Source organism: Rahnella sp. ATs2 (assembly GCF_051851855.1).
Taxonomy (GTDB): domain Bacteria; phylum Pseudomonadota; class Gammaproteobacteria; order Enterobacterales; family Enterobacteriaceae; genus Rahnella; species Rahnella variigena.
On record NZ_JBLYPL010000005.1, the window covers coordinates 1 to 24890 of the forward strand.

General features: G+C 48.8%; 26 protein-coding genes. 21 read left to right on the forward strand and 5 right to left on the reverse strand.

Translation table 11 applies throughout. From position 1 onward, the window contains the following. Nucleotides 1-249 precede the first annotated feature (249 nt). From ACJY2G_RS05930 to ACJY2G_RS05985, 12 genes are all read left to right on the forward strand, one after another. Nucleotides 250-768, forward strand: a complete 519-nt coding sequence (locus ACJY2G_RS05930; protein ID WP_439291502.1) for an HD family hydrolase — start codon at nucleotides 250-252, stop codon at nucleotides 766-768. Nucleotides 769-781: 13 nt separating this feature from the next. After that, nucleotides 782-1138, forward strand: coding sequence for a DUF551 domain-containing protein (locus ACJY2G_RS05935; RefSeq protein WP_439291504.1), 357 nt, complete (start codon nucleotides 782-784; stop codon nucleotides 1136-1138). Then, nucleotides 1135-1815, forward strand: a complete 681-nt coding sequence (locus ACJY2G_RS05940; protein ID WP_439291506.1) for a hypothetical protein — start codon at nucleotides 1135-1137, stop codon at nucleotides 1813-1815. Before ACJY2G_RS05935 ends, ACJY2G_RS05940 begins: the two co-directional genes overlap by 4 nt. After that, entirely contained in the window at nucleotides 1808-2302 is a 495-nt protein-coding gene (locus ACJY2G_RS05945) for a hypothetical protein (protein ID WP_439291507.1), read from the forward strand. Before ACJY2G_RS05940 ends, ACJY2G_RS05945 begins: the two co-directional genes overlap by 8 nt. Beyond that, the gene (locus ACJY2G_RS05950; protein WP_439291508.1) at nucleotides 2302-2499 is read left to right on the forward strand and encodes a hypothetical protein; all 198 of its coding nucleotides are present in this window, start codon (nucleotides 2302-2304) and stop codon (nucleotides 2497-2499) included. The genes ACJY2G_RS05945 and ACJY2G_RS05950 overlap by 1 nt, the downstream gene beginning before the upstream one ends. A 1-nt stretch (nucleotide 2500) precedes the next feature. After that, nucleotides 2501-2722, forward strand: coding sequence for a hypothetical protein (locus ACJY2G_RS05955; protein WP_439291510.1), 222 nt, complete (start codon nucleotides 2501-2503; stop codon nucleotides 2720-2722). Nucleotides 2723-2911: 189 nt separating this feature from the next. Next, nucleotides 2912-3118: an excisionase gene (locus tag ACJY2G_RS05960; protein ID WP_439291512.1), complete on the forward strand. Its 207-nt coding sequence runs from the start codon at nucleotides 2912-2914 to the stop codon at nucleotides 3116-3118. Next, nucleotides 3079-4245: an Arm DNA-binding domain-containing protein gene (locus tag ACJY2G_RS05965; RefSeq protein ID WP_439291513.1), complete on the forward strand. Its 1167-nt coding sequence runs from the start codon at nucleotides 3079-3081 to the stop codon at nucleotides 4243-4245. Before ACJY2G_RS05960 ends, ACJY2G_RS05965 begins: the two co-directional genes overlap by 40 nt. 53 nt (nucleotides 4246-4298) lie before the next feature. Next, nucleotides 4299-6029, forward strand: a complete 1731-nt coding sequence (locus ACJY2G_RS05970; RefSeq protein ID WP_439291515.1) for an AAA family ATPase — start codon at nucleotides 4299-4301, stop codon at nucleotides 6027-6029. A gap of 79 nt (nucleotides 6030-6108) precedes the next feature. Further along, entirely contained in the window at nucleotides 6109-6984 is an 876-nt protein-coding gene (locus ACJY2G_RS05975) for a DNA adenine methylase (protein ID WP_439291517.1), read from the forward strand. Nucleotides 6985-7937: 953 nt separating this feature from the next. Continuing rightward, the gene (locus tag ACJY2G_RS05980) at nucleotides 7938-10829 is read left to right on the forward strand and encodes a glycosyl hydrolase family 18 protein (protein WP_439291518.1); all 2892 of its coding nucleotides are present in this window, start codon (nucleotides 7938-7940) and stop codon (nucleotides 10827-10829) included. A gap of 352 nt (nucleotides 10830-11181) precedes the next feature. After that, the gene (locus tag ACJY2G_RS05985) at nucleotides 11182-11961 is read left to right on the forward strand and encodes an ABC transporter substrate-binding protein (RefSeq protein WP_439291520.1); all 780 of its coding nucleotides are present in this window, start codon (nucleotides 11182-11184) and stop codon (nucleotides 11959-11961) included. A 193-nt stretch (nucleotides 11962-12154) separates the two neighbouring features. Here ACJY2G_RS05985 and ACJY2G_RS05990 read toward each other — a convergent pair whose 3' ends face one another. Next, nucleotides 12155-12937 carry a DeoR/GlpR family DNA-binding transcription regulator gene (locus tag ACJY2G_RS05990; RefSeq protein ID WP_439291522.1) on the reverse strand — a complete coding sequence of 261 codons (783 nt, stop codon included), beginning with the start codon at nucleotides 12935-12937 and terminating at the stop codon, nucleotides 12155-12157. A 279-nt stretch (nucleotides 12938-13216) separates the two neighbouring features. On the opposite strand from ACJY2G_RS05990, the gene gatZ reads away from it, so the two are divergent. The 7 genes from gatZ to ACJY2G_RS06025 all read left to right on the forward strand — a co-directional run bounded on the left by gatZ (nucleotide 13217) and on the right by ACJY2G_RS06025 (nucleotide 19493). Beyond that, nucleotides 13217-14512 carry a tagatose-bisphosphate aldolase subunit GatZ gene (gene gatZ, locus ACJY2G_RS05995; protein ID WP_439291524.1) on the forward strand — a complete coding sequence of 432 codons (1296 nt, stop codon included), beginning with the start codon at nucleotides 13217-13219 and terminating at the stop codon, nucleotides 14510-14512. Further along, nucleotides 14505-14981: a PTS galactitol transporter subunit IIA gene (gene gatA / locus ACJY2G_RS06000; RefSeq protein ID WP_120160910.1), complete on the forward strand. Its 477-nt coding sequence runs from the start codon at nucleotides 14505-14507 to the stop codon at nucleotides 14979-14981. The genes gatZ and gatA overlap by 8 nt, the downstream gene beginning before the upstream one ends. 80 nt (nucleotides 14982-15061) lie before the next feature. Next, nucleotides 15062-15346 (forward strand): PTS galactitol transporter subunit IIB, encoded by a 285-nt coding sequence (gatB, locus tag ACJY2G_RS06005; RefSeq protein ID WP_120160912.1) that lies wholly within the window; start codon nucleotides 15062-15064, stop codon nucleotides 15344-15346. Nucleotides 15347-15349: 3 nt separating this feature from the next. Continuing rightward, the gene (locus tag ACJY2G_RS06010; protein WP_120160914.1) at nucleotides 15350-16717 is read left to right on the forward strand and encodes a PTS galactitol transporter subunit IIC; all 1368 of its coding nucleotides are present in this window, start codon (nucleotides 15350-15352) and stop codon (nucleotides 16715-16717) included. Nucleotides 16718-16762: 45 nt separating this feature from the next. Then, nucleotides 16763-17812: a galactitol-1-phosphate 5-dehydrogenase gene (gatD, locus tag ACJY2G_RS06015; RefSeq protein ID WP_439291527.1), complete on the forward strand. Its 1050-nt coding sequence runs from the start codon at nucleotides 16763-16765 to the stop codon at nucleotides 17810-17812. 4 nt (nucleotides 17813-17816) lie between these two features. Continuing rightward, nucleotides 17817-18671 carry a tagatose bisphosphate family class II aldolase gene (locus ACJY2G_RS06020; protein ID WP_439291529.1) on the forward strand — a complete coding sequence of 285 codons (855 nt, stop codon included), beginning with the start codon at nucleotides 17817-17819 and terminating at the stop codon, nucleotides 18669-18671. Nucleotides 18672-18791: 120 nt separating this feature from the next. Next, nucleotides 18792-19493, forward strand: a complete 702-nt coding sequence (locus ACJY2G_RS06025; protein ID WP_439291531.1) for a GNAT family N-acetyltransferase — start codon at nucleotides 18792-18794, stop codon at nucleotides 19491-19493. Nucleotides 19494-19552: 59 nt separating this feature from the next. On the opposite strand, the gene ACJY2G_RS06030 is transcribed toward ACJY2G_RS06025, so the two are convergent. The 3 genes from ACJY2G_RS06030 to ACJY2G_RS06040 all read right to left on the reverse strand — a co-directional run bounded on the left by ACJY2G_RS06030 (nucleotide 19553) and on the right by ACJY2G_RS06040 (nucleotide 21862). Beyond that, nucleotides 19553-20092, reverse strand: a complete 540-nt coding sequence (locus tag ACJY2G_RS06030) for a GNAT family N-acetyltransferase (protein ID WP_439291533.1) — start codon at nucleotides 20090-20092, stop codon at nucleotides 19553-19555. Between the two features lie 53 nt (nucleotides 20093-20145). Beyond that, a complete protein-coding gene (ada, locus tag ACJY2G_RS06035) occupies nucleotides 20146-21243 on the reverse strand; it encodes a bifunctional DNA-binding transcriptional regulator/O6-methylguanine-DNA methyltransferase Ada (RefSeq protein ID WP_439291534.1) in 1098 nt (365 codons plus the stop codon). A 97-nt stretch (nucleotides 21244-21340) separates the two neighbouring features. Beyond that, nucleotides 21341-21862, reverse strand: a complete 522-nt coding sequence (locus tag ACJY2G_RS06040) for a GNAT family N-acetyltransferase (protein WP_120161151.1) — start codon at nucleotides 21860-21862, stop codon at nucleotides 21341-21343. A gap of 86 nt (nucleotides 21863-21948) precedes the next feature. Between ACJY2G_RS06040 and ACJY2G_RS06045 the strand changes: the two genes are divergently transcribed. Next, complete coding sequence (locus tag ACJY2G_RS06045) at nucleotides 21949-22503, forward strand: helix-turn-helix domain-containing protein (protein ID WP_430318866.1); 555 nt, start codon at nucleotides 21949-21951, stop codon at nucleotides 22501-22503. Between the two features lie 40 nt (nucleotides 22504-22543). On the opposite strand, the gene ACJY2G_RS06050 is transcribed toward ACJY2G_RS06045, so the two are convergent. Continuing rightward, nucleotides 22544-23425, reverse strand: a complete 882-nt coding sequence (locus ACJY2G_RS06050) for a PhzF family phenazine biosynthesis protein (RefSeq protein ID WP_430318865.1) — start codon at nucleotides 23423-23425, stop codon at nucleotides 22544-22546. A 152-nt stretch (nucleotides 23426-23577) separates the two neighbouring features. Here ACJY2G_RS06050 and ACJY2G_RS06055 point away from each other — a divergent pair, with 152 nt between their 5' ends. Continuing rightward, nucleotides 23578-24882, forward strand: a complete 1305-nt coding sequence (locus ACJY2G_RS06055; protein WP_430318864.1) for a lysine N(6)-hydroxylase/L-ornithine N(5)-oxygenase family protein — start codon at nucleotides 23578-23580, stop codon at nucleotides 24880-24882. Nucleotides 24883-24890 lie beyond the last annotated feature (8 nt).

Consider the following 24890-nt stretch of genomic DNA (forward strand, 5'->3'; position numbering starts at 1 on the left):
GGTGCTGGTTCTGCGGATCGTGCAGTTGGAAACAGCTGAAGAGCTGATGGCCACCGAGTTCCGCGAACTACTGGAAACCAACTTCACCGACGTTGAAGTCGAAACATTCATCGGTGAGTTCAAAGCCTGATAGCGCGGCCTTAAATGCCCTGACCCACCGGGGCATTTAGTGAATCGTTATTACTGAAATTTAATTGCCATCACTGGCAAGGGATTCGCTCAACCTAAATAAACGTGTGGAGTAATTTTATGACCTGGTTAACCACCTTTTCCGGCCAGTATCTGGATTTCTCAAATCCTAATGTGCTCGCCTTCAATATCGCCGACATCGCGCAGGGTCTGTCCCACGAATGCCGCTTTGCCGGGCAGATTTCCGACTTCTACAGCGTGGCTCAGCACTCTGTTCTGTGCAGCATGATTGTGGAACCGCAATACCAGCGCGAGGCCCTGTTGCATGACGCCACTGAAGCGTACATGAAGGACATCCCCGCCCCGCTGAAACGCATGCTGCCGGACTATGCCCGCGTAGAGCGCCAAATTGATTCCCTGATCCGCGAGAAGTACGAACTGCCGCGGGAGATGAGCCCCATCGTCAAAACTGCTGACCTGATCATGCTGGCAACCGAACGCCGGGATCTGGAGGTTGATGCCGATAACTTCTGGCCGATTCTGGAAGGCATCATGCCGACCGACATTCTTATCACACCTCTCAACCCAGTACAGGCCAGAGCTTTGTTTATGCGCCGCTGGGAAGAGCTGATGTTCTGATCAGGGGGAAATCATGGGAAAAGTTACTTTCGTTGTTGATTTTGAAGACGGGAAAGAACCAGTGGTAGGTGCCGGCACCGGAATTCTCGGTGGCCAGCTGGTGTCCTTGGCATGGCGGGACCTGATTAATGATCAAGCTGTATCCGTTGACGTGGAGTTGCCATCAGCAAATGACGAGGTGCTTCTATTTGACGCCAACAGCGAAGGCTGGGTGATCGGCTGGCGTTCAATGTGGATGGCAATGGGTCAGAAAGAAACCGGTGAATGGGAGTGGTCATTTCAACTGGAAACTCTGAAACACGAAGACGTCCTCATCACTCACTGGGCTTCAATTCCAGATGAACCAGCGCCAGCAGGAGAGCAACCATGATTGAAAAAACTGAAGCAGGAGAAATTATTATTGGGCAGATCAATGACCCACGTCTAATCCCTGGTATCCATCGCGTAAGAAGTGGTAGCACACAGAACTTTGGGGACCGCATCGTAATGGGCGGAAAACTTATTCGGGAGTGCGATTTCTCACTAACTCCACCCGCGAAGCACATTTATGCGTTGGAGATTGCTGGTGTTTGGTTATGGGTTAATGGCTGTGGTCACTGCAATAACAATGGCGAAAAAATGTCTTATCAGGTTTGTGAAGAACATGACCGATGCCAATGCTGCAATAAAAAAAGAGTTGATTGCACCGGCATACCACCGCGCAACGAATATGACAATGGTGGTTGTATGTGGGGAACTCGTGACGATTGTGGTGTCTTCGGTTGGACTTGTCATCCATGCCATGAGAGGCAAGAGGCTATAAGTCGAGAAGACGCATTGTCCCGCATCGTTCCAGATGATGAGTTCGATGAAAATGACTACGAATACGAAGATGAGGCCAAGTGCCCTTACTGCAACGCACAGGTATGCACTGACGAATCTTATGATGCAGACGGCGAAGAGCTGGAATGTGATGAGTGTGGCCACGCGTTCACCCTTACTGCAAATCACAGCGTTACCTGGTCAACATCACGTATCACGCCGGTGAAGGAGCAACCTCATGACTGATACACCACATACAGCAGCACAGGGGTTTAATTTTGACGCCTTCATGTATGGCGTTCGCCGCGATTCCCCGTTTGACGGCAGCACGCTGGCGGACAGTATCTCTAATGATGAGGTTCGACGCGCTGAATCCGCCTTTAATTCTTTGCTGAAACGCGCAGAGAAAGCAGAGGCAGAACTCGCAGCGCTGAAAGGCGAGCAGGTGCCAGTGGCATGGCTGAATGATGCACACCTTGCTCGCGGTCATATTGAAGGTGAAGCAGGCGAAGAGGATGCAGGGCCGGGAATGATCCCCGTGTACCGCGAAAGATTCAGCGCCCCGCAAAAGCCGGTCGTGTTGCCAAAGTCGCACTATATCTGTGGTTGTGCCGACAGATACATGTCGGAAAAAGAGGTCAAAGCTGCTATCGAGGCCGCTGGCGGCATCGTTTTCACCAGTGACGAACGCCTGATGCAGGACATGAGCGGCATCGTGAAGGATGGTGAGTGATGAAAACGTTAAAAGAAACCAGAAAGGCCATGATGGACTTGGCTTATGAGCATACCGAGGGAGATGCAGAAAAATCACTAAAGCTATTTTCCGTGTTGATAATGGATTGCATGCTTGAAGCGGAAACAACCGGTTTTGAAATAGAGCTAAGAGGCGTCAATCTGGACGTAACATTATCACTCAAGGGTGGTGAGTGATATGGCAAATTCACTGCTTGAAACCAGTAATAGCTGGCAGATTCAGCGTGCTGTGATACTGGAGCGGAATCCTGACATGCGAATCATCATCGATGGTCTGGACATGATGATAGAACATGCAGTTCGTTCAGCAATCACCATAGCCCACCGCGTTGACTTTGATTTCCGAGAAGCTGAGCGGCTGGCAAAACAGGTGGCAGAGTCAGGCAACAGCAATGCCTAAGCACGCTCATTTAGTCAGGCGGGTTTTCGTGAAACGAATGCTGAATCTGTGGTTTGTTCCAGTTGAGTTTGCGCCAGCAATGCCACCAGGGGAGAAAATGCTCTGGTGGCGAGCTGGGAGATATTACGGCCGTTTTCGGGTCAGTCAGTAAACCGGTGTGCAGCCGGATAACAATGTGTGGAGGTTCGCATGATCAGTTTGGACTGTGTCCCAGTCAGTGCATATTGCAGCACTACCGGGGAAACCATTGAAGCCATCAACAAGCGTATTCAGCGCGGTGTCTGGAAGGAAGGTGTTCAGGTGTTAAAAGTTGATGGCGTAAAAGAACGTTGGATTGATCTTGCGGAGGTAACAAAGTGGGCGAGAGGGAACCGGCAAAACTGCCAAGAGGCGTGACGTTACGCAGTCACAAATCAGGCCAAACCATCAATATCACATTCACATATAAAGGGGTGAAATGCCGCGAGCCCCTTTCTAATATCGATGTGAACCCAAAAAATATTAAATATGCCGAAAGGCTTCTGGGAGAGATTCACAATAAAATTGAGCGTGGCATTTTTAATTACGCGGATCAGTTTCCGAAATCCACGCGGTTAAAACTCTTTGGAAATAATCAGAGCTCTAAATCTGTAAAAGACTATATGGACGAATATATAACTCTTTGCGAATTGAGGGGGCTGGCCCCCTCAACTATCACCGGTTATAAAAAATGCCGTTCCGCGCTGAAGGGCATGCACAAAATGCAGGTTTCGGACATCACCACGGCGATCGTGAAAAGCTGGATCAAGAACCAGACAACCACGTTGAAAACCACCCGGAACAGGCTGTCGTTCCTCGGGCTCGCGATAGATGAAGCGGTTACTGATGGGTATCTGGCAACAAACCCGGTCTCTCTGGTTTCAGCATCCCGTTATAAAAACGATACGGACACAGCGGAGAGCGAATACATCGTTGACCCTTTCGAGCCAGATGAGGTCACGGCCATACTCTCCGCCGCCAGATCACCACAGGAAGAAAATCTTTTTCGGTTTGCATTCAGATCAGGATTGCGCAGTTCTGAGCTCTGCGCACTGCGGTGGGATTACATCGACTTTGTGGGCGCCACGGCGCATATACAGACGGCCAGTGTTGAGGGAGTAACGAAGGGAACGAAAACGCGGGCGGGGAAAAGAAAAGTTGAACTGGACGGCGATGCGATGCGGGCGCTGAAAGACCAGAAACAATTCTCCTTCATGCAGAGCGAGTTTGTTTTTCTGGATCCAAAAACTGGGGAGCCTTGGGCGGGGGCAGATGCGATCAGGAAGAAAGCCTGGTTACCGGCACTGAAGAAAGCCGGTGTCCGGTACCGCAATCCCTATCAGACCCGCCACACCTTCGCGACTAGACTGATAAGCCAAGGGGTCAACTTATTCTGGTTAGCTGGTCAAATGGGCCACAAAGGGCCGGAGATGTTATTTAGGCACTACGGCTCATATCTTAAGGAATACGATGGACAAACTAGCCATAAGGCGATAAAAGGATAATTTACAATTGATTGGCCACCCCTTGTGGCCACTTCAGATATTAAGGGACTTCCATGGCAAACCCGATCACTAAATTGAATAATATTCAGGTTACAAAATTTAGGGGATTAAAAAATGTAAATATTGAATTCGGCACTAAGCTGACAGTTATTTGTGGTAAAAATGGCACTTCGAAGTCAACAATACTTGGCATTGTTGCACAAATATTCAGTTTCTCTAAGGACCTTTCTAAAAAGCCTGCTCCCAGTTTAACAACGCATAAAACATTAACTAATAGAAGCTTCAAATCAGCATTTAATGAACACTTTAGGTTATCAGAAGAATTTGATGTTGCTGGTTCTATGGATGTTAAGATAAATTTATATGATGCATATGTAAATAAGAATTTAGACAAGTTAACTTTAGGATTGTATGGCTATACTGATAGGATAAAAGCCAGACCTATAGTTCGAGGGAATGATGGTATTCCTGGTGCAAACCAAAGTCGGAACGTTACACATCCGGTAATTTTTTTGAGTTTAGCAAGATTGCTTCCTATTACTTTACGTACAGATTATTCAACTAGGGATGTACAATACATAAACGATAACTCCGAAGATATCAGAGTTATGAATAATCAATTATTACTAAAAACGAGCGGTAGTGCTGTAACTGCAACGCAAGGTACGATTGATTCAATGGTTGTACATGGTGAAAATTATGACCATGAATCAGTATCTGTTGGAGAGGATAATGTTGGGCAAATAATTCAGGCAATTTTCTCTTTCAAAAGATTAAAAGAAAATTATCGTGATTATCACGGCGGAATTCTTTTGATTGATGAGGCTGATGCTGGACTATTCCCTGCCGCACAATTTGAACTTATAAAAATTTTAACTAAGGCTGCCAAACAATATGATCTCCAAATAATAATGACCTCGCATTCCCCTTTAATAATTGAAGATGTTTACAATAGGTCAAAACAAGATAATAAATCGTTTAAGACTATATACCTAACTGATACTTATGGTGACATTCGAACTCGAGATAATTTGTCTTGGGCTGATATTAATGCCGATCTTCATGTGCAAACAATTAAAATTAATGATGACATAAACCTTCCTAAGATAAATGTTTATTTTGAGGATCGTGAAGGCTATGATTTCTTCAAGCAATTAATCATTGATAGGAAAATAAACAAAGTACTTAATCCCTTAGGCAATATTAACATAAGCTGCAGTGCAATCCTTGACCTTATGGCTAGAAAAATACCAGAATTTACTATAAAAAGTCTTATTGTATTGGATGGTGATGTTATAAATGATAACGGAGATAATGCAAAGAAGGCGAAAAAAGAGAAAAGTTTATGCCTTCTCCCTCATTCACTTCCACCTGACCAAATGATATTTGAGTTTTTATATAACTTACCTCCTGATAATCCTTATTGGGAAAATAGAAATAGATTCACCAAAGCAGTGTTCACCAGGATAGCAAACACGATTATAAATACACTTAGACTAGCTAACGCACCGATACAATTATCTGACGCGATTGACGCTTATAGAAGGAGCAATCGAGGAAATGTAAAGGTTAGAGATCTCTTCAAAGATTTCGCACATACCTCCGAATTTAGAGAAATGGTTGAAGGGCCCGTCAAAAACAACCCATACAGATTCTGGGTCAGCTGTCATACAGCAGCATCTGAGAAGTATAAGCATGATTTCCTCAAGAGCCTCAAGATTGTTATGACTTCAGGGCATGGTGTTGATTCTGCATTAATTCACTCCTACCTTTCAGATAACTAACTGATAGTATTGGGCTTTATGTGATGGCCATAAAGCCTAATTTTTGTTATACTAAACGCTATGTTTCTAGAGGTCTCTTATGCGTTTTAATACCCCACTTCGTTATCCGGGCGGCAAAGGAAAATTATCTAACTTCATGTTAAATCTCATTGAGGTTAATAATATTTCATCAATTAACTATGCGGAGCCATATGCTGGAGGGGCGGGTCTTGCATTAAAACTTTTAGATCTAAATGTAGCTGAAAGAATTATTCTCAACGACATAAATATCTCTGTTTATGCATTCTGGCATTCTGTCCTTAACGATGCCGATACTTTATGCTCCATGATTGAAAACACAACCGTTACCATGAATGAATGGTTCAAACAAAAAGATATAATTAACAACACGAATAATCATAATTTGTTAACTATAGGTTTTTCCACATTCTTTCTCAATAGAACGAACCGCTCTGGAATTCTTAAAGGTGGTGTTATTGGTGGAAAGAATCAAGAAGGTAAGTGGAAACTTGATGCCAGATATAACAAAATTGATTTAATTTCGCGTATACAAAAAATTCATAAAGAAAAAGAACGAATTGAATTATATAATCTTGATGCCATTGAATTCATCAGAAAAGTAGTCGTCGATTTACCTGATAATTCTTTAACATATTTAGATCCACCTTACTATGTCAAAGGAAAAGGATTATACATTAATCACTATTCTCACAAAGATCATGTTGAGGTATCTCAGGTAGTTCAACAAGATATTAAAACACCGTGGATTGTATCTTACGATAACACACCTGAAATTCGAGATATGTATCAAACTCAGTCCCTCATGTACGGAATTAATTATAGTGCACAAGATCGTTATAAAGGTTCTGAGGCAATGTTCTTCAGCAATGAACTTATTGTCCCTATAACAGAAGATCCTGCGAAGATGAAGGCTCCTAAAAAATATAGATTCTAAGAGACCGCATCGAGACATAAAAGGATACGCGAAATACACATGTATATTACAGATAAAAATAATTATATATTATTCAATATTTTATAGTAATACGGACGCGGGTTCAAATCCCCCCAGCTCCACCAAATTCTTGGTTGATGGTTACCAGAGCCATCCAACGAAGTCCTGGAAGCCCGCAAGGCGTAAGCCCTGCGGGCTTTTTTGTGCCTCCAATTTGTCCTGGTAACTCTGAAAAAAGGGGCTGCCGATGTGAATTCATTATTGAGCTGTTCAAGAAATAGCGGAATGTCAGGATTTTCTTAGTCCAACATGGATCACGCTGATTTCCACAGCGTAATTTGTACGTAATAGGGTAAGGCTCCACGTACACCGTCGAAGCTTTAAATAAAAAAACGTAAGCATCTTTAAGGCTGATTTAAATTAAAACAATCATGTTAAGTACTTTGGCTTTCAATATAAAACCGAGAAGACAAAAATACTCACTAAAACGACCACATCTCTAATCCTCCTGCATCCAAACCAATATGATTCAGGAGAACAAGCTATGACATCATCTAATGCAAAGTTTTTACCCCTACCCGCTGTCTCGAGCGTAAACAGTCATTCCAGGCCCACAATTTATGACCGGATGAACACAATAATTTCCCCGCGTTGCCCCAACGTTTCCAAGACCAAGGTCTTTTGGGAGTCAGTGGTTTGCATTGGTAGAGGCTCATAGTGAGCTTAGTTCCTGTCCCAATCACCAATAATTACATTTAATTATAATTGACATCAAAAACATTTATTTAAATGATGGAAATATCTTTATTGTTTAAATACATATGGGTAAGTTTGATTTATTTGTTCTTAATATATAATTAAATACTATGCAGACAATGTAAATGATATAAAGCCTTGTGATTTTTGCATCCCTCGTTAATAAACGAGTTTATGGACAAATTTGGAAGCTATTTATGCGCTTAAATAAATTAACTGCAGCAATTCTGTTTTCTGCTATTGGATTCCCAATAATTTCGTCAGCTGCCACTGTGGCGGGAAACGATGAGACGAACACCTTCTCAGGCCTCGATTACTCGATGATGATCACCAAAGATGGTGGTCACACCTGGACTGCGTATACCGACGCATCGCAAAACAACTTCCCAGGTACTGTTTTAGCAGAAGTCGCGCCGAAACAAGAACTGGCTATTATTTCTGAAGACTACGATCCGAACCGCACCTATAAAGGCGGTGATACTGTTCGCTTCCTGGGATACTACTGGACTGCACAATGGTGGGTTGATCAGGGTATCAGCCCGGGCACCGATCCGGTTTGGAAATCCGGCGATGCAATCAATATCAAACCTTACGCCACCTTCCAGTTCACGCCGTATACCGGCCAGAACGCAATCGATCTACAGAACCGTGAAAAGGCCAACGTGGCCGCGCAACGTAAAGTGATTGGTTATTTCCCGGAATGGGGTGTGTATGAAGCACATAACTTCTTTACCCCGGATAAAGTTGACTACTCTGGCCTGACCCACCTGAACTACGGTTTTGCGGTGGTGAAAGACGGTGTAGTGACCATGCATGACACCGACAAAGCTCCGGGCCTGATCAAAGATTTGGATAAACGGACTGAAGCGGCCAATGTGGCGCATATGATTTCCGTCGGTGGCTGGAATAACTCTCAGGAAGGTGTCTTCGAAAACGCAACCGCCACGGATGCAGATCTTGAGAAACTGGCCAACAGCATGGTCAGCTATATGGCGCAGTGGAATTTCGACGGCCTCGACATTGACTGGGAATACCCGGACACCGAAGCTGAAAAAGCCCAGTTCACCAAACTTATTCAGTCTCTGCGTAGCAAGCTGGATGCACAGGGTCTGAAAGATGATAAGTACTATCAGCTTTCTGCAGCAGTCACCACCAACCACAACAACATTCAGTACATCAACCCGGCTGTGACCGCGCCGTTGCTGGATAGCGTAAACGTGATGGCGTATGACATCCACGGTGCTTTTGATCCATTAACCGGTCATAACGCGCCACTGTTTGAAAACAGCCATGATGAAGATAAAGACCTGAACGTGGCCGACACCATGACTGCTTACGCCGACACCTGGCAGGTGCCAAAAGCTAAGCTGATGATGGGGATCCCTTACTACGGTCGTGGCTGGGGTCATGTCCCGGGTACGGAAATCATTGCTGGTTTACCGGGCATGTTCAACACCGGTGCCGCATCGGTCAAAGGCGCATGGGATGATGCAGATCAGTTAACAGGTACCAACCCTTGGTATGTGTTGAAACAAAAACTGAACACTGGCGAATACACCCGCTACTGGGACTCAGAGTCACACGTACCGTATCTCTACAGCAAAACCAAGCAAGAATTCCTGACCTATGACGATCCTCAGTCTATTAAGGAAAAAGTTGACTATATCAACGCTCAAGGCTTTGGTGGCGCAATTCTTTGGGATATCAGCGGTGATACCCCGGAACACGAACTTGGTAATATCGTTAAAGAAGTGAAAAACACGCCACTGCCGGATGATTCCGACGTGCCGGTACCACCAGACGTCGATCCGATTATTGATAAGGACGATCTGAAGGGTATCGTAGTCAACCAGCTGAATGGCCAAACGAACGTTGTTGTTAACCTTGATGCAAGCAAACTGAAGAGTGGCAACGGATTTACTGCCTCTGTCGACGGTAATTATCTCTTTAACAGCGAAGGCTCCAAATCTTACTACACTTCGGTAGGTTACTTTGGCAAAGAGGTTTCATTACGTTCCTCCTTTGATGCCACGAGCCGCCTGAAAGCGGGTTCTGTGATCACTGTGACACGTGATTATCCGAATAAAGCTGTTCTGGGCCAATTAACGGTCACACAGGATATGCTTGACGGTAATAACCCGGTCATGTCTGATGGCACCGTGAGCTCTATTAGCGTGTCAAAAGTCAATAACGTGCCGTATGTGTTCGTTGATTTTGATAAAGCGATACTTCACAGTGCGGACGGTTCCTCTTATGTCGCTAAAGTCATTAATGATGATAAGAAAAAAGGGAACTCCATTTTCAACTGCGATAACGGCAAATGTGCATACAGCACTGTGACTGAAGATAGCTCTGTTTCCCACGTTAAGTCGGATGAGAGAGATATCTCTCTCGGTGAAACCGTTGTCATTGAGCGTATTTCACCTAACCCGGCGACTGTCGCTAAAATCGTCGTCACCAGTTTTGATCCACAACCGCAGCCAGAGCCAGAACCAGAGCCAGAACAGGTGCACGGTCTTAAAGCCACACTGTTCCAGAACGGTAATGCTACTGGTGATAGCCTGGATATTACCGGGGACATCGATTGCTTAGACACTGTGAAGATGAAAAATGGTACTGACGCCAATGATGCAGTATCGTCCTTAACGGTGCCAAAAAGTTCGTTGGGGATATATTTATTCACAGACTGTCATTTCAAAGGAAGTAGTTACTCATATATATATTTTAAATCTAAACCTCTCTATGATATGACCCAGTCAGGCATCGACATGAACAAAGCAGCATCATCTGTTCAGGTCGTTAAAGCGATTGCTTATGACGGTTATTATAATGGCCAATCGATAAACATTATGGGTGATACTCCATGGCTCAATGGGGGCTATGAATATTGGGAATATATGCCTAATTTCGATGGTCAGATGTCCTCAATAAAGGTCGCTGAGGGTTATAACGCCCGCATATATTCTGAACGTGACTATCAGGGGTCTTATATTGATGTGAAGTCAGGTGAACAGATCCCCGATCTTAAAAAGTTGTCATTTGATAACAAAGCCTCTTCAATAAAATTCTCCATCGATAAAACTAAGTAATCTCCAACTAACAGCCTTTGACAATGTCATATTAAGTCAAAGGTAAAGCTTAAATCGCCTTTATCCCTGTGGGTAAAGGCGATTTTTTTGCCGGTTAGCTTCAGACTCCGGAAAATTCATCCTGTTGTTTTTAATATAAAAAATAGAACTTACCCTGCTATATACCCCAAAAAAACCTTACTTGTTCTACCCAAAAGCCAATCATCCCTATATCCCGCCACTGCCCGTTTTGAACATAAGTTTGCCGCTTGACCACAACGGGCACGGTCGTCATATTCAAAACAGAGAACCCTGTTTTACCCTCGCCAAAGCCAGGCGGGGGTTTGTTGTTGAGTATCACCGGAGAACACTTGTGAATAAAATCAACTTGCTGATCATCGCGACTTTATCGGCAACCAGTGGCCTGGCACAGGCAGAAACTATGTTGCGCTTTGGCGTCGATCCCTCTTTCCCACCTTTTGAATCTAAAGCACCCGATGGCCAGCTGGTCGGTTTTGATATTGACTTAGGCAACGCCATTTGCGCGCAGGCACAAGTAAAGTGTGAATGGGTCGAAACCGCCTATGACGGCATTATTCCGGCGCTGAATGCTAAAAAGTTTGATGCCGTGCTTTCTGCAATGTCCATGACACCCAAACGTAAAACGCAGGTCAATTTCTCAGACATGCTTTACCACGTACCCAGTGTGCTGATCGCGAAGAAAGGCAGCGGTTTGCAACCCACAGCGGATTCATTGAAAGGAAAAACGGTCGGTGTGGCTCAGGGCACCACTCAGGAAGCCTACGCGCAGGGTGAATGGCAGAAGAAAGGTGTCGATGTGATTTCCTATCAGAATCAGGATTTTGTTAATCAGGATCTGGCATCAGGACGCATTGATGTCACCCTGACTAATGCCGCAGCAGCAGAAACGGGCTTTCTAAAAACGCCTGAAGGCGCGGGTTATGCTTTTGCCGGTGAGCCATTGACGGATACCCGCTACTTAGGTGAAGGCACGGCAATCGGCCTGCGCAAGGATGACCAGGCGCATCTCACACTGATCAATAATGCACTGGCAGAAATCCACAAAAACGGCACATATCAGACGCTGGAAAAGAAATACTTCACCTTTGAAGTTTATAACAAAAAATCCTGATTGCTTTCCCGTCGCCGCAGGGACCTTGCTCTGCGGCCTTCTTTTTTGAATACCGCTTCCACTTATCAATAGCCGTTACTGAAACATCTAAAAATTTTCCCACGCGTCTGCGCAAACCTCAGTTGTGCCAGTATCTTTTAGTCATCAGCAACCATAAAGTCAGCACAGGTTGAAGTCAGAAAGCGAATAAAGATTAAACAACAATAATCTCTGTCGACGTCTGCTGAAGCGCCTGCAACACATTATTGCTGATACCCGCGTCAGTGATGATAGTGTCAATTTTTTCCATAGGCAGCACCAGGTTATATCCGCGTCGTCCAAATTTGGTGGAATCAGTGACGACGACCACATGCTGAGCGGCCTCGGCCATAATTCCGCTGATGCTGTAGCCTTCATTAAAGGTGGTAATCCCGGTCGCCGCATCAAGGCCGTCAGCCCCGACAAACATCAGGTTAGCGACGATGCCCTGCAACGCATATTCCGTGATATTGCCATGTAAGGAGCGGGTTTTATGCCGCAACGTTCCGCCGCAAACCACCAGTGTAATGTCTGGATTTTCAGACAAAACAAAGGCAGCAGGAAGATTATTGGTGATAACCGTGATGTCCCCTGATTTTACTAACTCCTCGGCCAGTAACATCGTTGTGCTACCACTGTCTAGGATCACGGTATCGCCAGGCTTAACCATGCCAGCCGCCGCCTGTGCGATACGTTTTTTGGGGTCACTGGCCTGAAGATAGCGTTCTTCCAGTACCAATTCTCCCGGCTGTTTTTCGTGACCGGAAACGTCCTTCGCAGTCCATCTTGCCGCACCACCATGAAAACGGCTCAGTGCGCCTTTTTGTTCCAGCAAACTCAAATCCGAACGAATGGTCACTTCTGAAACTTCGAAAGCACTCGAAAGATCGGCCACTAAAACACTGCCATTTTCATTCACTAACTCAATGATTTTATGGCGACGTTCATAAGTATTCATTATGGGTAATCCGAAAGGTCATATTCCTCACAGTGTAAACAAAAGGCACCTCAATGAGGAGTAAAAATTCCCTGCGCTGTGAATCACAGCAACTCCGGATGTGCCTGTGCTGCATTCTCAGACTTTACCTTCTCTTTTCCCGATACACGCCCTAAAACGAAAGAAAACGAATGCAATAAACTTACGAAACATTTCGATCACCATCACATAATGCGGAAAACGCTATTGTTTGCCTTTCGCAAAGGTACGATCCTCTTCGGAAACAAACGGAGGCATAAAATGAAAGACATTATTGCTAAACACAAGACAAGCGAAAGAATTGGGATTTGCTCAGTGTGCTCTGCACATCCTCTGGTGATTGAAGCCGCGTTACGCGAAGACCTGCATACAGACCGCAAAGTGCTGATCGAAGCGACCTCAAACCAGGTCAATCAATTTGGCGGATACACCGGGATGCTGCCGATGGATTTTCGAGATTTCGTTCTCGCGATCGCCGAAAATATAGGATTCCCGATGCATCGTTTGATTTTAGGTGGGGATCATCTGGGACCAAACTGCTGGCAGAACGAAAGCGCTGAAAGTGCGATGGCAAAAGCCGAGGTGCTGATTGCCCGCTATGTCGAAGCAGGGTTCAGCAAAATTCATCTGGATGCGTCTATGTCATGCGCAGATGATCCTGTCCCTCTGGCTCCCCTCGTTGTGGCTCAACGCGCTGCGCGTTTATGTCAGGTCGCAGAGAGCGTAGCCACTCCACAGCAGAAAAAGCTGCTGACCTATGTCATTGGTACAGAAGTTCCTGTGCCCGGCGGTGAGTCTTCCTCCATCGAGCAAGTTCATGTCACTAAAGCCGCAGATGCCAGGGCCACACTTGATATGCACCATCAGGCATTTGGTGAACTTGGGCTGAATGATGCAATAAACAGGATTATCGCCGTCGTGGTCCAGCCCGGCGTGGAATTCGATCATAGCCGTGTAATCCACTACCAGCCCGACCTCGCCCGGGATCTGTCCGCGTATATTGCGACTACCCCACTGATTTACGAGGCACATTCTACCGATTACCAGACCCGTGATTCCTATCGCAACCTGGTGAACGATCACTTCGCCATCCTGAAAGTGGGGCCTGCTTTGACTTTTGCCTTACGGGAAGCCGTTTTCGCGCTGGCAAACATTGAACAGGTACTGATTGCGCCCGAGTCCCGCAGCCAGATCCTGACGGTTATTGATAGCGTTATGCTGGATGAGCCCGGTTACTGGAAAAAATATTACCATTCGACATTCAGCCTTTCGCTCATCGACCTGCATTTCAGCCTGTCCGATCGCATTCGCTATTACTGGCCTCACACCCGTATTAACCGGGCGATGGAAGTCTTATTCGCCAACCTGCAATCAGTGGCAATCCCTCTGGGCTTACTGAGTCAGTACCTCCCCGCTCAGTTTGAAAGGGTGATGAAAGGCGAACTCGCCAGCGATCCGCACGAACTTATCATCGATAAAATCCAGGATGTTTTACGCGCTTACCATTTCGGCTGCACACCTGCGCAACCCCTTCAGGTAGGAGCCTGCCATGCATAATTGCGAAGTTTTCGTCAAAACCGGCATCAGTTTCGCGGATCATCACGAGGCGCTTACCCACATCGGTGAACGTATGGTGCAGGAAGGCATAGTGGAAACGACGTATCCGCAAGCCCTGGTAAACCGCGAAGCTGAATTTCCAACAGGGATCCAACTGGAACACCATGCAGTCGCCATTCCCCACTGTGAAGCGACACATGCCCGCAGTCCGGCGATTTATCTCATCAGACCCGATACCGCAGTGGAATTTTTTCAGGCAGATGACGACGGAACTATTCCGGCCTCACTGATTATTGCCCTGATAGTCACTCATCCGGCAGAACAGCTGAAGTTACTACGCCAGTTATTCAGCCAGTTACAAGATCCCGTTTTTTGCGAAAGCTTGCTGACGGTACCTGAAGAGCAGCTTTCCGCGCTGTTTAAAAGTCGCATTTTTATCTCATCACCGGAGAAGCGATCCGCCGCGTGATCCTGAGCGCATTCTCAGCACTGACCCGACGTCTTACCTAAAAAAATAATATTAAAAACAACCTATTGAGGAGTTTTACCGTGAAGCGAAAAATTATAGTCGCCTGTGGCGGAGCTGTTGCCACCTCTACGCTGGCAGCAGAAGAAATCAAAGAACTGTGTGAAGCACATGGCATACAACTGGATCTCGTGCAGTGTCGCGTAACGGAGATCGAAACCTACATGGACGGTGCTCATCTGATTTGTACCACCGCCAAAGTCGACCGTACATTCGGCAGCATCCCGGTCGTTCACGGGATGCCGTTTATCTCAGGCGTAGGCATGGATACGTTGCGCCAGCAAATACTGACCCTGTTACAGGAGTAAGCCATGTTTACTGAAATAATGCGCTACATCCTGGACCTCGGGCCAACAGTCATGTTGCCCGGCGTCATCATCGTTTTCTCTCTGATACTGGGGATGAAACTGGGGGATTCTTTTAAATCAGCAATTCATATTGGCATAGGTTTTGTCGGGATCGGATTAGTCATCGGCCTGATGCTCGATTCCATCGGGCCCGCGGCAAAAGCCATGGCAGAGCACTTCGAAATCAACCTGCAGGTGGTTGATATTGGCTGGCCAGGTTCAGCCCCAATGACCTGGGCTTCACAAATTGCACTGGTTGCCATTCCGATTGCCATCGGTGTGAATATTGTGATGTTGCTGACCCGTATGACGCGTGTCGTCAATGTGGATATCTGGAACATCTGGCACATGACATTCACTGGCGCCATGCTGCATCTCGCCACCGGCTCTTACTGGCTGGGGATTATGGGTGTCGTTGTCCATGCGGCGTTTATCTACAAACTGGGTGACTGGTTTGCGAAAGATACCCGGGATTTCTTCAATCTTGAAGGCATTGCGATCCCGCATGGTTCTTCGGCCTATCTCGGCCCGATCGCTGTGCTGGTTGATACTGTTATCGAGAAAATCCCGGGGCTGAACAAAATTCACTTCAGCGCTGACGATGTGCAAAAGCGTTTCGGCCCGTTTGGTGAACCGGTGACTGTCGGTTTTGTGATGGGGCTGATTATTGGTTTCCTCGCCGGTTATGACGCTAAGGGCGTGCTGCAACTGGCGGTGAAAACAGCGGCAGTGATGCTCCTGATGCCACGAGTGATCAAACCGATCATGGACGGCTTAACCCCCATTGCCCGCCATGCCCGTACCCGTTTGCAAGCCCGCTTTGGCGGACAGGAATTCCTGATTGGTCTGGATCCCGCGCTGCTGCTCGGCCACACCGCAGTGGTATCTGCCAGCCTGATCTTTATTCCGCTGACCATACTGATTGCCGTACTGGTACCTGGCAATCAGGTCCTGCCGTTCGGGGATCTCGCCACTATCGGTTTCTTCGTTGCCATCGCCGTAGCCGTGCATCAGGGCAACTTGTTCCGCACGCTTATCTCCGGTTGCATCATCATGGGCATCACGTTGTGGATTGCTACTCAGACTATTGATTTGCATACACAACTGGCTGCCAATGCTGGCGCACTTACCGCAGGCGGAAGGGTGGCGTCTATGGATCAGGGTGGCTCACCTGTCACCTATCTGCTCATTCAGCTCTGCACACTGAAGAATATCGCAGGACTGAGCGTGATCGGCGTCGTCTATGCCATCGGGGTCTTCCTGACATGGCGTCGTGCCCGCCAGTTTACGCAGGCAGAAAAACAAGCAGTGATTGCACAGGCTAATTCTTAACTTCATCTCAGCGGGGGGGGATCCCCCCGCTCAAGGAAACCGACTATGAAATCTGTTGTGGTACACACCGGCGGGAAGATGACAGTTGAAGATCGCCCGGTTCCGGAACTCAAAAGCTCCGGTGATGTACTGGTTCGCATCGCCTACTCAGGTCTTTGCGGGTCAGATATCCCGCGTATCTTCGCAAACAGCTCGCATTATTATCCCATTACCCTCGGCCATGAATTCAGCGGTCATGTCGTCAGTATCGGGGAGGATATTCACGACCTACAGAAAGGTGATGCCGTGGCCTGCGTTCCTTTACTCCCGTGCTTTGAATGTGAAGAGTGCAAGAAAGCCGCTTATTCGCAGTGCAAACACTATGACTTTATTGGCTCCCGCCGCGAGGGAGGACACGCTGAATATGCGGTGGTTTCCCGCAAAAACTTGTTCAAATTGCCAGAGAATGCCTCCCTTTTGCAGGGCGCTTTCCTCGAGCCCATTACGGTAGGTCTTCATGCCCTCAAACTGGCCGGTGGCTGTCAGGACAAAGAGGTCATTGTGATTGGCGCAGGCACCATCGGACAACTCATCATTCAGGCCGCCAGCGCACTGGGAGCAAAATCGGTGACGGCTGTTGATATCAATCCTCAGCGTCTGGCTCTTGCGCTGGAAACCGGTGCCAGCCATGCCTTTAACAGCGCAACGCTGAGCGCAGACGACATTCGGCAGAAAACACAAGAACGACGCTTTAACCAGCTAATCATTGAAACAGCTGGCACACCGCAAACTGTTGCGCTTTCCCTCGATATTGCCGGCCCTAAAGCTCAGGTGGCGCTGGTCGGGACGTTACACAAGGATCTTACCCTTAACGTTTCTACCTTCAGCCATATCCTGCGCAAGGAACTGACGTTACTGGGCAGCTGGATGAATTATTCCGCTCCCTGGCCGGGCAGCGAATGGCAGCAGGCGACACAACTTTTTGCTGAGAAAAGGATAAATCTGGACGCGCTGATCGCGAGCATTGGAGCACCGGAAGACTTTGTCAGGGAAGTGACGGCACTCGCAGGAAAGCCGATGACAGGGAAAATTTTACTGGATATGACAGGGAGCTGAAACAATGTATCTGATTTCAAACAGGGAAATGCTGCTTGCCGCGCAGCGAGACGGTTATGCAGTGCCTGCGTTCAACGTCCACAATCTGGAGACTGTGCAGGTGGTAGCCGAAACCGCGGCAGCCATGAGTTCTCCGGTGATCCTTGCAGGAACACCAGGCACATTCAGTTATGCCGGAACAGATTACCTGATCTCGATATGCCACGAGGCTGCGCGGAGATACCGCATCCCACTGGCACTGCACCTGGATCATCATGAGGATCAGGGTGATATAGAAAGCAAAGTCCGTGCGGGGATCCGCTCCGTCATGATCGACGCCTCGCACTTCCCGCTGGCGGACAATATCAAACAGGTGAGCGAAACCGTCAGGCTGTGTCATGTCTTTGATGCCAGTGTCGAGGCGGAATTAGGCCGCCTGGGCGGTCAGGAAGACGACCTGGTGGTGGAAGAAGGCGACAGCTACTTTACTGATCCGATAGTGGCGAAACACTTTGTTGAAGCGACGCGAATTGATTCGCTGGCCGTCGCCATTGGTTCTGCTCACGGCTTGTATCAGGGAGAACCTAAACTGGATTTCACCCGTCTTGGACAAATCCGCCAGCAGGTTGATATTCCACTGGTTCTGCACGGTGCATCGGGGATTCCGGAGGAGATGATCCACCGGGCAATCGGTCTGGGGATTTGCAAAGTGAATGTCGCGACCGAACTGAAAATTGCCTTTGCGGATGCTGTGAAAGCGTATTTTGCAGAACATCCGGACGCTAACGATCCGCGAAAATACATCGTGCCGGGAAAGCTCGCGATGCAAAAAGTCGTGGAAGAAAAAATCAGGATTTGTGGCAGTGCCGGGCGATTATGACACGCCTGTATTAACGAAGCGGGCCCGCGCCCGCTTTCCGGTTTTTTGTAAAGTGCAGGTTGCAGCTGTCATTCCATTCTGATTTTATGGAAGTTCATTAATAGTAAAATGGAAACTGCTATGACCACCCTGAACCATTTTGGCCAACCCATCGGTGACGCCCTGCCCGACTGGCAGCCTCGCGAGCGCCCCGCGCATGTTCAGCTTGATGGCCTCTGGTGTCATCTTGAGCCTCTGTCCTGCGAACGCCATAGTGAGGATTTATTTAACGCCTGGCACAGCATTGATGACAATCTGGACTGGACCTATCTCGCCGTCGACCGCCCTGCAACGCAGGCAGATTGCGACGTGTTTATTTCCCGGCAGGAAAAAAGCGAAGATCCGCTGTTTTTCGCGGTGGTGGATAACGAAACACAGCGCGCCGTGGGCAGCGTTTCTCTGATGCGTATCGATGCCGTGAATGGCGTTGCCGAAATTGGCTGGGTGAACTGGTCACCGCTGATGAAACGCACACGTTTTGGCACTGAAGCCATTTACCTGCTGCAACGTTATCTGTTCGATACCCTGAAATATCGCCGCTGCGAATGGAAATGCCACAGCCTGAATGAGCCGTCAAAACTGGCCGCAAAACGCTTCGGGTTTGAGTATGAAGGTATGTTCCGTCAGGCCATCATCAATAAAGGCCACAGCCGTGATACCTGCTGGTATTCGGTTCTTGACCACGAATGGCCAGCCTCAAAGGCAGCGTTTGATCGTTGGTTAAGTGCAGATAATTTCAATGCGGAAGGTCAGCAGAAGCAACGTCTGGAAGAGCTGCGCTGACAGGCATTGCCTGCGTTGTTTACTGACGCAGGCAGAACCGTTCCTTCAAAAAAAACCGCTCAGGAGTTCAGCGCAGACAATACCGTAACATCAGGCCACGCGTAGATAATATTAGGCGAACGCCACAACGGACCGGCATCGGTATAGCGCCCGGATTCCAGCCCCCCCAGGGCACGGTAGAACCCAATTGCAGGATCGTTGCCTTCTACAACTCCCAGCCCTGCACTTTTAAAACCCTCACCCGCCAGATGTGTTGCGGCTTTGGCAATCAGTAATTTGCCAATCCCCTGACGCTTAAATGCAGGTGAAACATACAGGAATTTGATTTCGGCCATCTCGCCAAATTCAGGGTTTGAAGAAGCCGAAGCCAGACTGAATCCGGCTAATTTGCCTTCAACTTCCGCGATAAAAATGCCCTGACCGGCAGCAGGATGCGCAAATTTATCCTGCCAGAAGGATTTACGACGCGGAACATCAAGCGCGTTAAAGGCTTCCGGCGGTGCCAGTTCGCGATAAGTATCACGCCAGATGGCAACGTGTAATTCAGCCAGTGAATCAATATCTTTCGGTTCAGCAATCCGTATAGTGCGGGCTGGCACGGCATCCCTCTTCGTCAAAATGTTTGGAAAATCATAACGTCAGCTGAGTATAGTCAGCCTTTCTCTTCCCGCGCCAGCAAACTGCGTTTTCGTTCCACGCCCCAGCGGTAACCGGAAATATTACCGCCTGTTTTAACCACCCGATGACAGGGAATGGCGACTGCCAGCAGGTTTGCGGCGCAGGCTCCGGCCACAGCGCGGACTGATTTAGGCGAACCGATTTTAGTGGCAATTTCGGCATAACTGGCGGTATTTCCCGGCGGAATATCACGTAATGCCTGCCAGACGCGCTGCTGGAAAGCTGTTCCGCGAATATCCAGCGGCAAATCCAGCCCAATCTGAGGCGCTTCGACAAAGCCAACAACCACAGCAATTCGCTGTTCGAAATCCGCATCGCCGCCCAGCAATTCCGCTTGTGGAAAACTGTTTTGCAGCTCATTGATCAACTTTTCAGGATCGTCGCCCAGTAAAATGGCGCAGATCCCCCGCTGACTTTCGGCAACCAGAATATCGCCCAGTGAAGATTTGCCGATGGCAAACCAGACGCGCACATCACGGCCACCGGAGCGGAAATTTTGCGGCGTCATGCCCAGCGTAGCTGCGGACGTTTCGTAAAACCGGCCATCGGAAGGATATCCGGCTGCGTGGATCGCTTCAGTGATCGTTGCAGAATCAGCCAGCTTTTCACGTACGCGCCGGGCGCGCTGCGCCTGCTGATACTCTTTTGGCGTCACGCCGGTTTGCGCCTTAAACAGGCGATGAAAGTGATAAGCACTGATACCTACATCGGCGGCCAGCTGATTAAGCGTAAGCGTCCCGGCAACTCCCTCCAGCAAGCGGCAGGCCTGAGCTACCCGCTGAGCGTGAAACTGCGCCAGTGAAATCAGTCCCTGACGGCAGCGTTTGCACGGGCGAAAACCTGCCTGTTCTGCGGCTTCGGCATCATCAAAATAGAGAATATTTTCCGGATTCGGTTGCCGTGACGGGCATGAAGGCGCGCAGTAAATACCGGTGGTTTTTACCGCGTATACAAATTTGCCATCCGCGTTCACATCACAGCTGACGACCGCCTGCCAGCGCGGATCCTTCACCTGCGCAGAGGGGAGGTTTTCCGCTACCGTATTGTTGATGACTTGTGTTTTACCTGACATTTTCTGCCTCACGTTTCCCGACTGGATGACCGCCAGCATAAGCCGCCATTATCCCTTTTACCCTCCGGCGCTTGCTTTCTTATTCAATGCCGGACTTTTAGCCTGCCACCGGCTTTAACGGCGTGTCGAGGATCATCTGATAAAAGGCCAGATCCAGCCAGCGGTCAAATTTAAATGCCGCCTGTTTAATGGTCCCGGTATGACTGAATCCGTTTTTTTCGTGCAGGGCAATACTGCCGCTGTTGGCCGCGTCAATCGCGCCAATCAGCGTATGTACGCCACGTTCACGGGCGGCATCCACCAGTGCATTAAGCAGGATTTTACCCAGCCCTTTGCCACGGTGATCTTTATGAATATAAATAGAATGTTCGACCGAATATTTATACGCAGGCCAGGCGCGGAACGTGCCGTAACTGGCAAAACCCAGCAGTGCGCCCTGCGCGTCTTCCAGCCCGATCACCGGAAAGTTATGGGTCAGTTTAGTGGCAAACCAGGATGTCATGCTGTCGATATGACGTGGTTTATAGTCATACAACGCGGTGGACGTCAGGATCGCATCATTAAAAATATCCAGAATAGCGACAGCGTGCTGGCGTTCGGTGCAGGTGATCATTTTCATCAGTTCTTCCCCGGTGACTTCCGTTGGACGTTCAATTCCACTATAGTAGAATTAATTCCACAAAAGTAAACAACGGAACGGATCCCATGTCAATCGACCAACTGATCGCCACACGTTTGCAGTCTTTGCGTAAAACACAGGGTTTGAGCCTGGAACAACTGGCCAGCAGTTCAGGTGTCAGTAAAGCGATGATCTCCAAAATTGAGCGGCAGGACAGCAGTCCAAGCGCCAGCCTTTTAGGCCGCCTGGCCGCCAGTCTGGGTGTTTCGCTGGCGCAGTTGCTGTCAGAAGATAACGAACAGCCCGCGCCATTACGTCCGCTTGCGCAGCAGGAAGTGTGGCAGGATCCGGATATCGGTTATCTGCGGCGTCAGGTGACGGCGCATGAGGAAAACGGCGGACCGGAACTGGTGGAAATCACGCTGCCAGCCGCCGCGCGCGTCAGTTATCCGGGCTGGAGTCATCAGGCGTATAAACAGCGTCTGTGGCTGGTGGAAGGGTCGCTGACTGTCGATTATGGCGCGGAAGAGTATGCGTTATTCGCAGGGGATGCGCTGACGTTTGGTGTGGATTTGCCGATCACCTTCAGTAATCCCGGCACTGAGCCGTGCCGGTATTTGCTGGTCATGAGCGACAAATAGTTTCCACGCTTTCAGCAGCGCCAGTGCGCGGTCACGCTGATCAGAGATCTAACGTGCCGTCGATCAGCGTACATGTATCGCCGCCGATCCAGGGTTCGCCATCGACAAACGTCACGGTCACGCGGCCATCACGCTGGAGTTTAGTCCCCTGCCGCACGCGATAAGTTTGTGCCATATGCTCTCCGTCGGGGAAATTAGCGGCTTTCAGCACCCGCGCCAGACAGGCATTGGCGCTGCCGGTAACCGGATCTTCTTTCAGCACGCCGTCCTCATCAATAATCGCGCGCACTTCGTAATCCGCCGGACCGTTTTTATCGTGCAAACCGTAAACCGCGATACCGTTAATGCCCAGTTGCGTTTGCAACTGGCTGACAGCTGCGGCGTCAGCGGTGATATTCAGACATTCCTGCGCGCTTTCCATCCGCACCACCAGCCAGATGATCCCCATATCGACGTTGACCGGCGTAACTTCTGCCTGAATCTTTCCCCCGCGTAATGCCTTCGCCAGCAACTCCAGATGCTGAGCATCAAGCGGACTTTGTTTCGCTGGCGGCGCGGAAAATGCTTGCCCGCCTTCTGCCAGCTGTTTCACCTGCACCAGCCCGACGCCACATTCCTGGACAAGATATCCCGGATTTTTCGGCTGCAACCCGCTTTGCAACAGCGCGTAAGCTGTTCCAAGCGTCGGGTGTCCGGCGAACGGCAGTTCTTTGTCGGTAGTGAAAATCCGTACGCGATAATCGGCTTGTGGTGAAGCGGGTTTGAGCACAAACGCCGTTTCAGCAAGATTCGTCCAGCGGGCCATTGCAAACATCTCGGTGTCTGTCAGTCCTTCGGCGTCGAGTATCACGGCCAGAGCGTTGCCTTTCAGCGGCTGGGCGGTGAACACATCAACTTGTTTAAAACGGCGCAGGCGGGTCATAGCAAATCCTTTTTAATCATTGAATAAGGAACGGCGAAGTCACTGAGTTTAGGAATATTTCGATAAGTTATCGAGAACCATGTCAGTCGCGGGCGGCTGACCTATGCTTAACAGAGCTTCCAAAATATCCTAAAAACACAAGGAACAGAAAGATGCCCGTGAAGGATTTGATAGGTATTGGTATTGGTCCCTTTAATTTAAGCCTCGCCGCCATGGCAAAAGATACCGGAAAACTCGACGCCGCCTTCTTTGACGCTAATCCGGAATTCAGCTGGCACCCGGGCATGTTACTGCCGACAGCCACCATGCAAACCTATGTGTTGCAGGATCTGGTGACCACCGTCGCCCCGCGCAGCGAGTTTTCTTTCATCAATTATCTGGTGGAACAGAAGAAAATTTACCGCTTTCTGGCGACGGAACAGCTCATTATCAGCCGTGATGAGTTTTCCGATTATCTGCGCTGGGCGTGCGACCGCATCCCTGATCTGCATTTTTCCGAACCGGTTGAGCGCATTGATTTCGATGACAAGCGGCAGGAATTTATCGTGCAGAGTAAAACAGGCGAGCACCGTGCGCGCAACATTTGCCTCGGCACCGGCCATGCACCGTGGATCCCAAAACCGGCGCGGGCGGCGCTGGGTGAAAACTGTTTTCATGCGGCTGAGATTGAACTGCGCGAACCGGATTTCACTGGCAAACGCGTGGCCGTCGTCGGTGGCGGACAAAGCGGCGCGGACATTATTCTCAACGCGCTGAGCGGCCACTGGGGCGAATTTGCCGAACTGAGCTGGATATCACGACGCCCGAATTTTCAGCCGCTGGATGAATCGATTTTCACCAATGAATATTTCACGCCGGAGTATGTGAATTACTTTTATACGTTGCCGGAGGACGTACGTGAGCAGGAAATCGCCACCCAAAAACTGCCTTCCGATGGCATCAGTTATCACACGCTGGAAGATATTTATAAGCAGCTGTATCACCGTTTCGATGTGCTGCATCAGCCGCGTAACGTTCGTTTATTGCCCCACCGCGCGCTCGATCATATCGTACGTCATGCGGGCGGTGATTTCAGTTTGCAGGCAAAACACGGGCTGGAAAAATGCGAAGAGCATTTCAGTGCCGATATCGTGATTCTGGCAACCGGCTATCGTCCCGGTTTACCGGATTATCTCGAGCCGTTGCTGGACCGCATCCCCTATGACCGCGAACAACATTTGCCGCTTCAGCCGAATTTCAATCTGCGCTGGGACGGCCCTGAGCAGAACCGCATTTACGCGGTGAATGCCGGTATTCACAGTCACGGCAGCGCCGAAGGGCAACTGACGCTGACCGCGTGGCGCTCGGCGAAAATCCTCAATCATTTGCTGGGCGAAGCGCACTACGATTTGCGGCCAGTGCCTTCACTGGTGCAATGGTGGTCGGACACGCCGGATGCGGGCAATCGTGGTAAATAGCAGGCACA

Excerpts from the sequence above, each read along its gene's own strand:
- ACJY2G_RS05945 (WP_439291507.1), top strand. The coding sequence starts at position 1,808 with ATGACTGATACACCACATACAGCAGCACAGGGGTTTAATTTTGACGCC.
- ACJY2G_RS05940 (WP_439291506.1), top strand. The coding sequence starts at position 1,135 with ATGATTGAAAAAACTGAAGCAGGAGAAATTATTATTGGGCAGATCAAT.
- ACJY2G_RS05950 (WP_439291508.1), top strand. The coding sequence starts at position 2,302 with ATGAAAACGTTAAAAGAAACCAGAAAGGCCATGATGGACTTGGCTTAT.
- ada (WP_439291534.1), bottom strand. The coding sequence starts at position 21,243 with ATGTCAGGTAAAACACAAGTCATCAACAATACGGTAGCGGAAAACCTC.
- ACJY2G_RS05955 (WP_439291510.1), top strand. The coding sequence starts at position 2,501 with ATGGCAAATTCACTGCTTGAAACCAGTAATAGCTGGCAGATTCAGCGT.
- ACJY2G_RS05975 (WP_439291517.1), top strand. The coding sequence starts at position 6,109 with ATGCGTTTTAATACCCCACTTCGTTATCCGGGCGGCAAAGGAAAATTA.
- gatZ (WP_439291524.1), top strand. The coding sequence starts at position 13,217 with ATGAAAGACATTATTGCTAAACACAAGACAAGCGAAAGAATTGGGATT.
- ACJY2G_RS05930 (WP_439291502.1), top strand. The coding sequence starts at position 250 with ATGACCTGGTTAACCACCTTTTCCGGCCAGTATCTGGATTTCTCAAAT.
- ACJY2G_RS06040 (WP_120161151.1), bottom strand. The coding sequence starts at position 21,862 with ATGAAAATGATCACCTGCACCGAACGCCAGCACGCTGTCGCTATTCTG.
- ACJY2G_RS06055 (WP_430318864.1), top strand. The coding sequence starts at position 23,578 with ATGCCCGTGAAGGATTTGATAGGTATTGGTATTGGTCCCTTTAATTTA.
- ACJY2G_RS06045 (WP_430318866.1), top strand. The coding sequence starts at position 21,949 with ATGTCAATCGACCAACTGATCGCCACACGTTTGCAGTCTTTGCGTAAA.
- ACJY2G_RS05970 (WP_439291515.1), top strand. The coding sequence starts at position 4,299 with ATGGCAAACCCGATCACTAAATTGAATAATATTCAGGTTACAAAATTT.
- ACJY2G_RS05960 (WP_439291512.1), top strand. The coding sequence starts at position 2,912 with ATGATCAGTTTGGACTGTGTCCCAGTCAGTGCATATTGCAGCACTACC.
- ACJY2G_RS06020 (WP_439291529.1), top strand. The coding sequence starts at position 17,817 with ATGTATCTGATTTCAAACAGGGAAATGCTGCTTGCCGCGCAGCGAGAC.
- ACJY2G_RS06050 (WP_430318865.1), bottom strand. The coding sequence starts at position 23,425 with ATGACCCGCCTGCGCCGTTTTAAACAAGTTGATGTGTTCACCGCCCAG.
- ACJY2G_RS05980 (WP_439291518.1), top strand. The coding sequence starts at position 7,938 with ATGCGCTTAAATAAATTAACTGCAGCAATTCTGTTTTCTGCTATTGGA.
- ACJY2G_RS06010 (WP_120160914.1), top strand. The coding sequence starts at position 15,350 with ATGTTTACTGAAATAATGCGCTACATCCTGGACCTCGGGCCAACAGTC.
- ACJY2G_RS06025 (WP_439291531.1), top strand. The coding sequence starts at position 18,792 with ATGACCACCCTGAACCATTTTGGCCAACCCATCGGTGACGCCCTGCCC.
- ACJY2G_RS05935 (WP_439291504.1), top strand. The coding sequence starts at position 782 with ATGGGAAAAGTTACTTTCGTTGTTGATTTTGAAGACGGGAAAGAACCA.
- ACJY2G_RS05990 (WP_439291522.1), bottom strand. The coding sequence starts at position 12,937 with ATGAATACTTATGAACGTCGCCATAAAATCATTGAGTTAGTGAATGAA.
- gatA (WP_120160910.1), top strand. The coding sequence starts at position 14,505 with ATGCATAATTGCGAAGTTTTCGTCAAAACCGGCATCAGTTTCGCGGAT.
- gatD (WP_439291527.1), top strand. The coding sequence starts at position 16,763 with ATGAAATCTGTTGTGGTACACACCGGCGGGAAGATGACAGTTGAAGAT.